We start from the raw sequence: 14,592 nt of genomic DNA on the forward strand, positions 1-14,592 counted from the left end.
GCCAACATTTGGCTAAATTATACAGCACTACGCTGACGACACGCCTCATAAAGTGCCATACCTGTTGCCACACTGACATTCAGACTTTGTAGATCACCAGACATTGGAATATAAACGGTATGATCACATTGTGACTGAGTAATTGGACGAAGCCCTGTATCTTCCGCCCCCATAACAATCACTACAGGACCTTTGAAATCACATTGTTGTATCGGCAATGCTTTCTCATCCAGCATCGTCCCAATTACACGGGTATGAGTGCTGTCTTTTAAATGCGCTAGGGTTCGAGCGAGGTTAGTGACTTGAATAAATTTCACTTTTTCAGCGCCGCCTGCTGCAACTTTACGTGCTGTCGGGGTTAAACTGGCTGAACGATCACGGGGAACAATCACCGCCTGAACGCCCATCGCAGCCGCTGTACGAATACACGCGCCCAGATTATGCGGATCAGTCACTTGGTCAAGTGCTAACAACAATGCATCTGGCGACTGTTGCATGATCTCATCCAAATCTTTTTCATTTAGGGTTGGATGTGGACGCACAGCGGCCACTACACCTTGATGAAATGGTAACCCTGCAAGCTTTTCTAAACTATCACGACTGGCTTTTTGTACACTGATACCAAACGGCTCTGCCAACTGCAAAATTTTTTGCAAACGTTGATCATCACGACCTTTCAATGTAAATAAAGTCAAAACGCGTTCAGGCTCCAACTCCAACAATGACTCCACTGAATGAACGCCATAATAATATTCGGGTTTTGCCATGAACGACCTCGTTTAGAAGCTCCTCCTTTATCAAGAGGATATTAGGGAATTTTAAAAAAATAAAAATCCTGCAAAGGAACTTTACAGGATTTTCTTTGAGCGTAGTGTACTCGATTTAAGAAGGAATAGGTTAACCTTCTAAATGGCAAACATAATCGAGTACTTCATCTGCTTCAATGTGAAACATGCTATTTCCAGGTACATAAAAAGACTGACCTGCGCGGAATAATTCACTTTCAGTGCTATCTGCGATTTTGACACGGCATTCACCAGAAATAATTTCCATACGCTCTGGAACATGTGTTTCGAACGTTAAAGCTTGTTCAGTAGGTAAAATAACCCCTAAAGTCTTTTTTGTACCATCTTCAAATTGTACAGTATGGCTAATACATGCCCCACCAAAATACACATTCGATTTCTTAATGACCGTTACATGATCAAATTGCACTGAACTCATGCGTACTCTCCAAATAATGCCGCATTTATATTAGATTATGCTGGACGTAGTTTAATTGTGCCGTGACAACTAATCAATCCATTTTCTAGGCTAAACATAGCAATTTTCATACCTGAGCCCAGATTAACAAAGTAAAGCTTTGTCTGGGCGCAAGTCGAACAGCTATGCTGTGAGTAAAGAGGAAAAACAAAGCGAAGCTTTGTCCGAGCGCAAGACGAGCAGCTTGGCTGCGAGTGGCGAGGAAAACGCTTCGCAAGGCTCGGGCGCAAGTCGAACAGCTATGCTGCGAGTGCGAAGATCAGCAAACATCACTAATGTTTACCTGAACGCAAGACCTTGCCCCATACATGGCTCATATGCTGCGAGTGAAGAGAAAAAACAAAGCGAAACTTTGCCCATGCGCACGACAAGCAACTTTTTACTGATCGCAGGAGCTAAGCATCAGACTTACCGCTTTTCTACCCATGACTCAGAAATACAAAGTGAAACTTTCCCTTAAACTTACAAACAACCAGCAATTCCTCAGTAAATCAGGAAAATCCTGTATTCCGCTCTTGTCGTCACTTTAAAACTTCTCTATCTTTAAGCAAAAGATTCCGTGCATTGGATGCGTTTATGCTCACCCATTTAACTTTAATTAATTTTGCACTCGCCGACCATCTGGCTTTAGACATTGAACAAGGTTTCAATGTGCTGACTGGTGAAACTGGTGCGGGCAAATCATTACTGTTAGATGCACTTTCAGCATGCTTAGGTGAACGTACTGATACCAATTATGTGCGTTATGGTGCAGACAAAGCCGATGTTACCGCCGTGTTTAGTTATCAGCCCAAAAGTGCGGAAGCACATTGGCTCACCGAACACGAATTGGATGATGATTCAGGTGAAATCCATTTAAGACGTGTGATTTTCGCCACAGGCCGCAGCAAGGCATGGATTAATGGGCGTCCGAGTAGTTTGGCTGAGCTGAAAGAAATCGGTCGTTTACTGGTACAACTCTATAGTCAGCATAGTCAGCAACAATTACTCGAACCACCCTATCCAAAACATTGGCTGGATCGTTATCATAATTTCGCAGAACCGTCTCATGCGGTGCGTGAAGCGTATAGCACATGGCAACGAAATATTCGGCAACACCAAGCTGCTTTAGATGCGCAAGCAACACGCATTCAAAAAATCCAAAGCCTAGAGTCTCAAATAGAAGAGCTTGAAGAGGTTATTCAAACCGATTATCGCGAAACAGAACAAGAATTTGATCGTCTCAGCCATCATGAACATATCATGCAGGACTGTAGTTATAGCCTCAATGTCTTGGATGAAGCGGAACAAAATATCACCCAAGAAGTTGCCTCAATCATTCGCCGATTAGAATCTCATGCAGGTCGTAGCGAACAGTTAGCCAATATTTATAACTCTTTGTTAAATGCACAAAGCGAAATAGACGATGCAACCGCAAGTTTGCGTCAGTTTATTGATCGTCAAAGCTTTGACCCTGAACGCATGGAACAGTTGAATGCAACCCTCGAAGTCTTTCATCGTCTAGCACGTAAACATCGTACTCAACCGGAATTACTGAAACAAGAATATGAAGCTTGGCAGCAAGATTTAGAGCAACTCCATCAACTTGAAGATCCAGAAACGCTCGCCGAACAAGTTGAAGTTTCCTATCAGGCATTTATACAAGCCGCGCAACATCTAGATCAAATTCGACGTGCGGCTGCAATTCCATTGGCGAAACAACTGACTGGGCAAGTTAAACCATTGGCACTACCTGAAGCACATTTTGAATTTAAATTTGAACCACAGGAGCCCAATGCAGAAGGTCTCAGCTTTATTCAGCTTCTCTTTACTGCAAATAAAGGGATTCCTCCGCAACCATTGGCACGCGTTGCCTCAGGTGGTGAGTTATCTCGTATTGCACTGGTAATGCAAGTGATGAATGCAGAGAAAACAGATGCAGAAGTGCTGGTCTTTGATGAAATTGATGTGGGGATCAGTGGCGGCACAGCAGAAGTGGTTGGTCGCTTACTGGCTGACCTTGCACAACACGTCCAATTATTGTGTATCACCCATCAGGCGCAAGTTGCGGCACAGTCTGATCAACATTTATTGGTTAAAAAACAACAGACTGATCCAGCCAGCAGCACCATCATCGAGTTGGGGGAAGAACAGCGTATCCTCGAATTAGCCCGCATGTCTGGTGGGGTCGAAATTAGCGAAACCACATTACAGCATGCACGCCAACTGCGTCAGCTTAAGTTCCAAACGGCCTAATTAAAGCGATAAAATTTCAGAAAAAGATTGGCGAAATCCGATTAACTCTTGTATGTTGATAAAAAGAACCTATATAGATAAATCAGCACAATACATTGATGGAGAATCGCCTAGGTGACGAAACAATATTTAACTCACCGTTGTCTCATCGCTCCACCAGACATGGCAGATGACTTTTTTGCCAATACAGTCATCTATATTGCTCGCCATGACGAAGACGGCGCTCAAGGCATCATTATCAACCGACCTTCAGACTTACAGATCAAAGAATTACTCAATGATTTAGAGATTGATGCAGATAACGTACATCCTCATGCTGTGTTGCAAGGTGGTCCATTGCGTCCTGAAGCTGGATTTGTCCTGCATACAGGTCAGCCGACATGGCATTCATCCATTGCGATTGGTGAAAATGTCTGTATCACCACCAGTAAAGATATTCTGGATGCGATTGCACATAACGAAGGTGTTGGACGTTATCAAATTGCCTTGGGTTACGCCAGCTGGAGTAAGAATCAGCTCGAAGAAGAAATGATACGGGGCGATTGGCTGATCTGTGAGTCGGATATGGATTTAATTTTTAATTTGCCTTATCACGATCGTTGGGATGCCGCTTACAAGAAAATTGGGGTAGACCGTACTTGGTTTGCTTCTGAGATTGGTCATGCCTGATATGCAAACACCCCAATCCATCATGGCTTTTGACTTTGGTACCCAAAAAATGGGGATGGCGATGGGCCAATCCACGATTGAAAGTAGCAATCCTCTGCCATTATTCCCGATGAAAGATGGTATTCCAGACTGGGATAAATTATTAAAGATTGTCAAAGAATGGCAACCCAATTTATTTATCGTGGGTTTACCACTGAATATGGATGATAGTGAATCTGAGCTCTCCGCTCGAGCACGAAAATTCGCCCGTCGTTTACGCCACCAAACCAATATTGAAACCTGGATGGTGGATGAACGTCTGACTACGCGCGAAGCAAGGGAAGAACTCGAATTTTATCAAAGTAAAGGTCAGGCAAAACGTTTATCGGCTGATAGCTTTGCAGCGGCGCTATTGATTCAGAGCTGGTATCGCGACCCAGCTGGAATTACACCTTAAGGCAAATCCCCTCATAACCTTCAATCGCCTAGTGCTATGCATATCATTAGGCGATTATGTAAAACTCAAAGTAATCTTCACGAATAAAATAATATTTTTAACCTTAATTGAATTACTTTTCGATAATTCTGACGGTGGCTGTACGTCCAGAAACAAAGGCCAACGGATTTTGCGGTTGCTCATCCAATACAATTTTCACAGGCACACGTTGCGCCAAACGCACCCAACTAAAAGTTGGATTCACATTGGCCAATAAATTCGAGCTACCAGAACGTTCACGATCTTCAATCCCGCTTGCGATGCCTTGTACATGCCCACGAATACGTTGCTTATCCCCCATCAACTGTACCGTTGCAGCATCACCCACATGAATACGGTTCAGTTTGGTCTCTTCAAAATAACCCACGACATAGAGCTGATGACGGTCTAATAAAGCGGCAACTGCCTGTCCGACCTTCACATAATTACCAACCCGCAAATCAAAATTCGATAAGGTGCCATCCGCGGGTGCAACCACTTCTGAACGATTCAAGTTCAGTTGAGCCAAATGTAAATTGCTATTTGCCACTTCAATCAACGCTTGTTGCTGTTGGATGGCGGCATTGGCCTGCTCAATATTAGCGGTGAGCTGCTCACGCTCAGCCACAGCTTGATCGCGAGTCGCAAAAACCTGATCTTGTTCTTGCTTAGAAATCGCACCATCCATCAAGCTGGCATAACGTGCTGCATTTTTCTCAGCCAGTTTCATATTGGCTTCAGTTTTCACTAAGCTCGCTTTCGAACCTGCTAAATTTGCATGTGCTTGCGCTAAACCTGCTTTGGCTTTGGCAATATCTGACTTGGCTTGCTCAACATCCAAAGCCTGACGTGCCACATCAATCTTGAACAGAACCTGCCCTTTTTTTACCGTCTGGTTATCTTGTACCAAGACTTCAGTCACCAAACCATTCACATCAGAAGCAACCTGAATCACATCACCACGGATACGCCCATCACGTGTCCACGGTGCTGCATTGTAGTAATTCCATAAATGCACGATGGTGTAAACGGCAATCACAACTGCAACCAGCAATACAATTGGACGTATAACTTTTCTTACATCAAATGCATTCATGTTTATGACCTCTACCACCTTTCTTTAAATCATTAAATTTTAGCATCAGCATTTCGTCCAAGACCTCAGGCCCACAGCCAAACAAACAGGCAATGCACCAGTAGCATCAAACCCAAGTAAAAGCACAAATTGAAAATACTGGGCAATGCAATCCAGCCCTTGATGACCAAACGATCAACTAAGGGACTGAGTAGCTTAAACAGCAGATAAGCAACAATGGCTTGTACCAAAAGGATTGGGATATAAACCCCATAAAGATTCATTTCACCCATGAGATACCCCTAAACCAGATCTTTCCAAATACATCTGTTCTATTGAGACATGACCAATACTTTCACAAATATTATTCAGTGAAATTAACAATCGCTGCCGTAATTGCACATCTTCAATCTGTTGAGAGATGTCTTGCAAAGCTTCAATTTGTTGCACAATTTGCGTAGGAAAATGATGAATGGACAGTTGCTTTTCTTGGGTTTGAAAATAATCTGCCAACTGCTGTTGTAACTGGTTCAAGCCATTTTGTAGTTCCAACAATTGTGGCAATTTTTGGCTAATTTCTTGCAAACGGACTAAATCAACAATCGAACTACTTTCAACCAATGCATTTTGAATCGCCGTTTTCACGTCTGGGTTCTGTACCATCTTGGTATTTAATACCCCGACACGGTCCAACATACTACGTAAATGAATTTTAAAATCAGTGCCATAAGACAGATGCAAAGCTTGGCGCATCGCTTGGTAATGCAAAGCTAAAATTCGCGTGGCGCTGGTATCTGGTGAAACAGCACGGACCAAATCAATCACAATCAGGGACACTAAAACGCCTAACACCATGGCAAAGGAACTATCCAGATAAGAAACTGCATCCATCGTATATTTGTTGTGTAGGTTCAGCCCCATCATGGTATTAATCCCAAGTACCATTCCTACAGGCATCAGCATTTGATTGGCCATCATGGTCACAGCAACAAGGAATACCGGAAATAGCACCAGTGCCAATTGCCAGAAATGAGTAATATGCGGGAAGATTCCGAAAGCATAGATAAAAACTAAACCCGCCGAGACAATACTGCCCCAAATAAAAATACGTAATACAGGTACAGGATTATCCAAGGCCGTTAAGATACAGGCAGTAATCGCCCCCATTTGAGCCATCATAAAGCCCGCTTTCCAACCCGAAAGAATCCATGCTGCGGTCACAATAAAGGTAATCAACACCGCACTGATGCCGCCACGAACGGCAATGCCATGATCCCGATGCAAACTCGGATACTTGGTGGTAATGGCAGTAATTTCAGTTGGAATCTCTTTATTCCCTTGCTGAATCTGCTGCCAAATCAATTTCACTGCCAGCATATTGGCAATAAAATGGCGAACATCCATCTTCAATGCACCCAATACAATTTGTTGTTCAGCTGTGGCTTGAGCAATCAGCTCGGCAAAATTTTCTTCGAACTTTATGGGTAAACCCTGCAAATCACTGGGTTGAACAATGCGCTCTTGCTTTAAAAAAGCCAATGTATCTTGACGGATACGATTTAAATGCGGCCTAAGATTGCTCATTTGCATTTGTTCAAGTTGTTTCACCCGTTGCGATAAAGCCACCAGATTGGCCACCACCAATGAAACCTGATGCAGCATTTCCTGCAAGGTTTTGGTCATGCCCTTTAACTCACCTTTTTCATAAGCCAAATGTACCGCCAAGGCATGAATATCTGCGGTATCACGGGTAATTACCGACAAAATTTGCGTATCGTTTTCTGGTGTTTCTTGAACAGTAATCAGCTTTTCAAAAGTACTTTCCAGATCATTCAGGGTTTTATTGACCCGCTGTTTAATCATTGCACCGACATGCACAGGGAAAAAGGTTGCTGACACCACAGCAGTTGAAATCACCCCCACGGAAATTTCAAGCACACGCGCCAAGGCAATATCAAAAATATTATAGGTATCAATATAGGTAATCGCGTTATAGACAATCATGGCGGTTGAATAACCCGCTAGCATGAATACATAACTACGTGGTGTACGGTCGAGCAAAGAGACATAGAGTGCAAAGCCCACCCACAAGGACAAAATAATGGTAAACAGCCAAGGGGTATTAATAAAATGGGGGGTGAGAAACAAGGCAATCATGGCCCCTGCTACTGTTCCTACCAAGCGATACACACATTTTGAAGACACCATACCCGAATAGGGACTGGCAATAATCAACACTGTACCAATCGACCACATCGGATTAATCAAATCCAATTCAAACGAAATAAACAGTGCCAGCATACCTGCTACAAATGTTTTGCAGGCAAAGATGAGGTCAAGTCGACTCGGTCTAAAAGCCAACAGCTGTTTAAATAGCATGAATATGTCTCAGTTAAGCGTCAGTTTAATCACGCATGCCATCACTAAAAAAGTGACAAACTGTCCAGACTGACTTGAAAACATTCAGATCAGGGCAAGTGCGATGAGTGAAACTGGATATAAGGAGTGATCTGCAATACTTAGCATTTTTAGGTGTTTTCACCTAAAAATAATTATCCACATAAGACATTGCATAGCTTATTTTTTCAAAATCGAGTAAATTAGTCAACATAAATTATCACCATTTGATAATTTTTCATTTTAATTTAAAATAATCACAATAAAATTTATCATTTTTCTCAGTATTCACCCTAAACGATTGATCTCGGCTGATCAGATTTAAAAGTACATACACGACCTTTCGCTTTTCTGTTATAAAGCAATAAAAGTTCGGTTTTCACGTTATTTTGTAAGGAGTAGGCGTCCCATCATGGCAATTTCGAGTTTTGGTAAAATTCTTACTGTGCTGGATTTATTTTCAGTTTCACGTCCGATTATCAATGTCGATATCATTTGTGATGAGCTTGCGCTATCCAAACCTACCGCCTATCGTTATCTCAAAGAACTGGTTTCGACGGACATCTTAAAACGGATTAGTGGCACATCGGGTGACTACACGCTCGGCTCTAAAATTGCGGTTTTAGATTATATTTCTCACAGCACTGATCCACTGATTCAAATCAGTATTCCCTTTATGCGCGATATCGTGGAACGTACCGAACTGTGCTGCTTATTAACCTATTTAAATCATGATTATTGTATCGACCTACATCATGAGACCTTTAAAGATGCCGAATTACTTTCTTTTGGCCGAGGTTGTCCACGACCCGTCTATATCGGTGCTTCGCCCAAGATCGTGATTGCACATTTAAGCAAGCAACGTATTCAAGCCTATTATCAGCAGTTTTCAAAAGAATTGGCGCAAGTCGGATTTGCACAAACTCCGGATGAGTTCATCCAACACATGCGGAAAATCAAAAAACAGGGATTCTACTTATCCCAAGGTGAAATCGATCCTCAACTGTGCAGTTTGTCCGTGCCGATTCGTTTCTCCAACAAAGAAGCGCCGATTGCGCTCACATTAGTGGCTTCAAAGAATCGTTTTGACTTCATCAACATTCAAAAGTTAATTGAAATCTTGCAAAATAATGCGACTCAAATTGAACATAAATTTGCAACACTGTCTGAGAACCAAGGCACCCCTATTTGAGAATATTAAAAAACATTTACATTTTACATGGTTGTAAATTCCAGCAAATTCTCATATGATGATTATGTTCTTCAGCATACTCTCCCAAAAGAGCATGGCTTTCCTCAGAGAACTAAGCTCATCGTTGTATGGGCTTTTTTCTTGTCTAGCCATTCATCAGACAATAAAAAAGCCCTCTTTATAGAAGGCTTTTTAAATATTAGCTTTGTAATACGATTAAGGCTGTTTTAAGTACGGCCATGCTGCTTTCAAATAAATAAACATCGACCATAGGGTGAGAATAACTGCGGCATACAGTAAAGCATAGGCCCATATTTCCAATGGCTTCCAGTTCAATAAGAACACACTAATCGCAATCATTTGGAAAGCTGTTTTGTATTTTCCAACAGTTGAAACCGCAACACTGGTACGAGCACCTAACTCTGCCATCCACTCACGTAGCGCAGAAACGGTAATCTCTCGCGAAATAATTACAATCGCAGCAAAAGCCATTGAAATATTCGGCTGCCATTGCACCAATACAATCAGTGCTGCTGCAACCATCAACTTATCTGCTACTGGATCAAGGAACCGCCCAAAAGCAGAGCTTTGATTTAAAGTTCGTGCCAAATAGCCATCCAACCAATCTGTCACCGCAGCCAGTACAAATACCGCTGTCAGTATCAGATGACGCATCATTCCCCCATGATGCTCAGCAATTCCAATTGCCGGTGGCCAATAAGCAATCACCAAGAAAACAGGAATTAGGGCAATACGTGCCAAAGTTAAAATATTAGGAATGTTCAGGATTTGCCCTGTACTCATAAACACCGCCATGTTGTTCGCATCAAATATGCATGTCGCACAAAGGATGTGCCGAGATTATCCATGTGTAAGCAACTTTATACGAAATGCACCGCAGTGTCGACTAGGCAAAAACAGCAACTGTCTGTCTAAGTACCGCAATTAAGCGGTTTTCACGATCCCAGATATACGCATATTCCGTTGAATAACCATGTTCTGCATATTCAGTCACGACTTTGTATTTAAACCAATCTTGAATTTGATCCACAATCGGCTGCAAATAGGTAATCTGCCAGCTCAATGAGCTCGCTGGTGCAGGCGTTTTAAACATTGGCAAAACCCCAGGTGGCCAGACATCCATGAGTGCAAACAGATCTGCCAATTGCATTTTACGGTTTGAGTGCAAACTAGGTGCAAACCGCCCCCAGCCACCAAAATCAGGAACCTTACTGCCTGCCATTGGATAACTCCCTTCTGCCCAACACAATTCAAATTGCTGTAAACATTCGGGCATTAACCCCTCAATATAGAAGGTTTTATCCAGTTGTTCAGCTGTTGGATAGTCAGGAACTGTAGGTAAGTTCTGCACATGAATCCGCGATTCACGTTGTAGGCCAAAACTGGCCACCAAAATACTTTGTACCGCATCATCCTGCCAGAGTCGGATTTCTAAAGTCGTGACTGATTTTCCTTCACGTAATATTTCAGCACTGAGTCTGGCCCGCCCTTGTTGCACAGGGCCGACAAAAGTGATGTTACAACTTAATAGTTGTTTTGCTGCATCTTGTACCGTACTCAGCGCCTTTTGAATCATCAGTCCGGCAATCAACCCGCCAAACACCGTACGGCCTTGTAGCCAACCTGATGGAATATCGATCCATTCTTGTTGTTCAACCTGTTGATAGAGCGGAAGCAAGGACATCATTTTTCCTTCATCATCGAAATACGCTATCTTTGAATGTTTTTCGCCATTTGTGAATGATCGTTTACACCGCAATCTTGAGAAGATTTAGTCAATCGGTCAAATTACTCATGTAAGATTTTATAAATCGTCCGCGCCAGAACCTCTCCTAGCCCTGGTACTAACATCAACTCTTTTTCCGATGCTCTGAGTACCCCTTGTATCCCACCAAAATGCGTCAATAAATCACGACGGCGCTTTGGCCCAAGTCCGGGAATGGCTTCTAACACAGAGCTACTGCGACGTTTATCCCGTTTAGCGCGGTGTTTGGTAATCGCAAAACGATGCGCTTCATCACGCACCTGTTGAATCAAATGCAAGGCTTTATGGTCTTCAGGCAATTGAATCTTAGTACCATCGGTAAAATGTAGTGTTTCCAATCCTGGCTTACGACCTTCACCTTTAGATACCCCGATCATAAAGGCATCCAGCTCTAGCTCTTGCATAACCTCCATCGCCATATGCAATTGCCCTTTACCTCCATCAATTAATAGAAGATCAGGCAACATATTCTTTTTATAGCGACGGATCAGGGCTTGCCGCATTGCAGCATAATCATCGCCCCCCGTAATATCCTGAATGGCAAATTGACGATAATCGCGCTTTCGTGACCCGCCCTGATCGAACACCACACAGGAAGCAATTGGTGCTTCACCCATGGTATGACTAATATCAAAGCATTCAATCCGATCAATCGGACGTCCCACCACCTGTTCAAGCTGGTGAAAGCGTTCGTTCAGTTCTAGATGATTACTGAGTTTGCCTTTAATTGCATGCTGCACATTCATTTGTGCCAGTTCCAACCACTCGGCACGGGTTTCACGCACTTTCTGCTTGATCTGTACCTTTTTATTAAAGGTCTGCTGTAAGCCTTCTTCCAATTGCTGCTGGTCGGGCACATTGACATTCACGATCAGCTCTGTCGGTACTTCATCAGCGACTTGGAAATAAAAGTTCGCCATAAAATCACTGAGCATTTGTCCTAAATCATCACCCAACATATCAGGGAAATAACTTTTCCCTCCCAGCATCCGTCCATTGCGCACATACATAATCTGGACACAGGTCACCCCTGCTTGATAAGCAATTGCCAGAATATCGGCTTCACCTTTAATTTTAAACACGGCTTGCTGTGCCTGTACTTCACGAAGCAAAGCCAAACGATCTCGATAGAACACCGCCTTTTCAAATTCCAGTGCTTCAGCCGCCTGTTCCATTTTCCCAATCAGTTCTTGATTCAGCTCTTTGGTATCACCTTGTAGAAAACGGATGGAGTTATCGACATCTTCTTTATAGTCTGCTGGGCTAATCAGGCCGACACAAGGCGCTGTACAGCGTTTAATTTGGTATTGCAGACACGGACGTTTGCGCTGTGAAAAATAGCTGTTCTCACATTGGCGTACATTAAACAGCTTCTGTAACACCAACAAGGTATCGCGCGCGCTATAAGCACTTGGGTACGGCCCAAAAAACTTACCAATTTGATGCTTGCCTTTGCCTCGTCCACTGGCAATCCGAGGATAAGGCTTGTCTGAAGAAACAAAGATATAGACGTAGGATTTGTCATCCCGCAACATAATGTTATAAGGCGGACGATGCAGCTTAATCAGGTTTTGTTCAAGCAATAGCGCTTCTGTTTCGGAACGCACCACCAAGCTTTCAATATCATAAATACGGGCAACCAAGGCCTGCGTTTTCGGATGCTCAATGGTTTTAACAAAATAGCTTGAGACACGATTTTTTAGATTTTTGGCTTTGCCCACATACAATAACTCCCCATCTTTACCTAGCATTTTATAAACGCCAGGTAACTGAGTCATATGCGCCAGTATTTTTTCAATGTGTTCTCGAGCGTTTGGGTTCACGACATGCCTATTCTCTCTATTTACATCACATGATGTGATGTTTGCTTAATTTTTTTCAAGCTTTAAATGTGAATATCGTGTAAGAGCCAAGTTTATAAGTGATTTAATGCTCGGAAAGCGTTTGATTTAAGGCCTTGCAAAATGCCTGCTGATCTTTAGGCGAAATCAAAATATGACTTGCAACCCCATCTTTCTGATAATCAACTCGCAAACGATCCAAAGATAAAGCAGGAGATGAAATTAAATTATGACTTGTCGAGATTTTAGTAATATCTGAATGATTGATCTGCCACTTGAATAACATCGAACGAATCGTTAAGTGCTGTTCGGTCACAATATAACGCGTATTGAAAATCGGCCACCATAATATAGCAATCGTCAGAAAATATAGGGCGGCATGTTCAGGATATTGCTGCATGGTGCCTTTCACATACATCGTCCATAAGAATTGCAGTAACAAGCCTGTCGTTGCAATTACTACACCCCAGAACCACCAATCAATTTTAGAACGAAACGTTTGCATAGATTTTCAAAGTGAATTGTTATGAATTAAAAATATTCTAAGCCAAATCCCATAAAAAAACGCCCTTTCGGGCGTTGATGTTATTCAAACTTAAAAAACATAAGGACGAATAAAAATGAGGAAGAATAGACCGAGCATGATGAACCACTTCAAAAAGTAATACAGGGAACGGTTCGATTTCTTCAAAGCTTTGGCTTTAATACGAATCTGGTAAATATAACCAAATGCTTTGTTTAAACCACCTGTTTGGTCACCTGCTTCATTAGGCGAACTCGCAGCTGTCATCACACTTTTACCAAACCAGTGATTAAACTTCTCCATAAAGCGAGTCTTTAATGGACGCTCTACATCTGCGAAGAAAATAATGCGGTTTTGGTCTGTAGTATTTTCAGCATAGTGGATATAGGTTTCATCAAAAACCACACTCTCACCATCACGCCAAGAATAGCGCTCACCATCGACATCGATAAAGCAGCGATCATCATTCGGTGTGATTAAACCTAAGTGATAACGCAATGAACCTGCATACGGGTCACGGTGACGAACCAAACGGCTATCTGGTGCCAGCTCAGTAAACATCGCTGCTTTAATCGTTGGTAATGTCTTTAACAAAGCGGTTGTTTTTGGACATAGTTCGGCCGCTGATGGATGTGCCGAGTCGTACCATTTCAGATAGAACCGTTTCCAGCCTGTTTTAAAGAATGAGTTAAAGCCTAAGTCATCATAGCTACTTGAAGCTTTAATACCACCTTTGTCGTACAAAGCTTTAGCTTCATCACGAATCATTTCCCAATTTTCATCCAGCACTTTTAAGTCCTGAAAATGTTGAGTGTCGATATACGGTTGATTCGGTACTTTGGAAAACATGTACATTAAAAAGTTAATGGGTGCGAGAATCGTAGAATGGTCAAAAAACTGACGATAAAACGAATGCTTTACTTTACCACGGCGCTGAATATACAAAGCCGAAATGATAAAAATCGCTAATATGATCCACTTAATCATAGATTACTCTATCTTCTTAGCTGAAAACCAAATGCTCAGTTTGATGAATCAAATCTCAAAATCGCACTCAAAATAAGCTTGCTATTCTAGCAAATTTGTCCACTTAAATACCAATTAGCTTACCTAAATCGGACAAAGCCCTTTTCAAATTCCCCATCACAATCAAAGAG

14 protein-coding genes are annotated in these 14,592 nt (G+C 42.4%); 4 read left to right on the forward strand and 10 right to left on the reverse strand.

From position 1 onward, the window contains the following. Positions 1-17: 17 nt before the first annotated feature. Together rlmB and F896_RS01340 are read right to left on the reverse strand one after the other, a co-directional pair. On the reverse strand, positions 18-767 hold the full coding sequence (gene rlmB, locus F896_RS01345; protein WP_016165085.1) for a 23S rRNA (guanosine(2251)-2'-O)-methyltransferase RlmB: 750 nt from the start codon (positions 765-767) through the stop codon (positions 18-20). Between the two features lie 130 nt (positions 768-897). Beyond that, positions 898-1,224, reverse strand: a complete 327-nt coding sequence (locus tag F896_RS01340; RefSeq protein WP_004802302.1) for a pyrimidine/purine nucleoside phosphorylase — start codon at positions 1,222-1,224, stop codon at positions 898-900. Between the two features lie 615 nt (positions 1,225-1,839). Here F896_RS01340 and recN point away from each other — a divergent pair. From recN to ruvX, 3 genes are all read left to right on the forward strand, one after another. Further along, complete coding sequence (recN, locus tag F896_RS01335; RefSeq protein ID WP_016165086.1) at positions 1,840-3,498, forward strand: DNA repair protein RecN; 1,659 nt, start codon at positions 1,840-1,842, stop codon at positions 3,496-3,498. A 114-nt stretch (positions 3,499-3,612) separates the two neighbouring features. Then, a complete protein-coding gene (locus tag F896_RS01330; RefSeq protein ID WP_004802298.1) occupies positions 3,613-4,167 on the forward strand; it encodes a YqgE/AlgH family protein in 555 nt (184 codons plus the stop codon). Further along, positions 4,160-4,603, forward strand: coding sequence for a Holliday junction resolvase RuvX (gene ruvX, locus F896_RS01325; RefSeq protein WP_016165087.1), 444 nt, complete (start codon positions 4,160-4,162; stop codon positions 4,601-4,603). Before F896_RS01330 ends, ruvX begins: the two co-directional genes overlap by 8 nt. Before the next feature lie 112 nt (positions 4,604-4,715). Here ruvX and F896_RS01320 read toward each other — a convergent pair whose 3' ends face one another. The 3 genes from F896_RS01320 to F896_RS01310 form a co-directional block, all read right to left on the reverse strand. Then, on the reverse strand, positions 4,716-5,717 hold the full coding sequence (locus F896_RS01320) for an HlyD family secretion protein (protein WP_016165088.1): 1,002 nt from the start codon (positions 5,715-5,717) through the stop codon (positions 4,716-4,718). A 65-nt stretch (positions 5,718-5,782) separates the two neighbouring features. Continuing rightward, a complete protein-coding gene (locus F896_RS01315; protein WP_016165089.1) occupies positions 5,783-5,989 on the reverse strand; it encodes a DUF1656 domain-containing protein in 207 nt (68 codons plus the stop codon). Further along, positions 5,982-8,075: an FUSC family protein gene (locus F896_RS01310; protein ID WP_016165090.1), complete on the reverse strand. Its 2,094-nt coding sequence runs from the start codon at positions 8,073-8,075 to the stop codon at positions 5,982-5,984. The genes F896_RS01315 and F896_RS01310 overlap by 8 nt, the downstream gene beginning before the upstream one ends. 430 nt (positions 8,076-8,505) lie before the next feature. Between F896_RS01310 and F896_RS01305 the strand changes: the two genes are divergently transcribed. Further along, entirely contained in the window at positions 8,506-9,285 is a 780-nt protein-coding gene (locus tag F896_RS01305; RefSeq protein ID WP_016165091.1) for an IclR family transcriptional regulator, read from the forward strand. A 216-nt stretch (positions 9,286-9,501) separates the two neighbouring features. Here the strand turns inward: F896_RS01305 and pgsA are convergent, their stop codons facing one another. The 5 genes from pgsA to lpxO all read right to left on the reverse strand — a co-directional run bounded on the left by pgsA (position 9,502) and on the right by lpxO (position 14,422). After that, complete coding sequence (gene pgsA / locus F896_RS01300) at positions 9,502-10,089, reverse strand: CDP-diacylglycerol--glycerol-3-phosphate 3-phosphatidyltransferase (protein WP_004802289.1); 588 nt, start codon at positions 10,087-10,089, stop codon at positions 9,502-9,504. A gap of 103 nt (positions 10,090-10,192) precedes the next feature. After that, positions 10,193-10,990: a thioesterase family protein gene (locus F896_RS01295; protein WP_016165093.1), complete on the reverse strand. Its 798-nt coding sequence runs from the start codon at positions 10,988-10,990 to the stop codon at positions 10,193-10,195. 104 nt (positions 10,991-11,094) lie between these two features. Then, positions 11,095-12,894, reverse strand: a complete 1,800-nt coding sequence (gene uvrC, locus F896_RS01290) for an excinuclease ABC subunit UvrC (protein WP_016165094.1) — start codon at positions 12,892-12,894, stop codon at positions 11,095-11,097. A 103-nt stretch (positions 12,895-12,997) separates the two neighbouring features. Further along, entirely contained in the window at positions 12,998-13,417 is a 420-nt protein-coding gene (locus tag F896_RS01285) for a PH domain-containing protein (RefSeq protein ID WP_016165095.1), read from the reverse strand. Between the two features lie 90 nt (positions 13,418-13,507). After that, positions 13,508-14,422 (reverse strand): lipid A hydroxylase LpxO, encoded by a 915-nt coding sequence (gene lpxO, locus F896_RS01280; protein ID WP_004802281.1) that lies wholly within the window; start codon positions 14,420-14,422, stop codon positions 13,508-13,510. Between the last annotated feature and the right edge of the window lie 170 nt (positions 14,423-14,592).

It is taken from the genome of Acinetobacter genomosp. 15BJ (assembly GCF_000400715.1).
Classification (GTDB): Bacteria; Pseudomonadota; Gammaproteobacteria; order Pseudomonadales; family Moraxellaceae; genus Acinetobacter.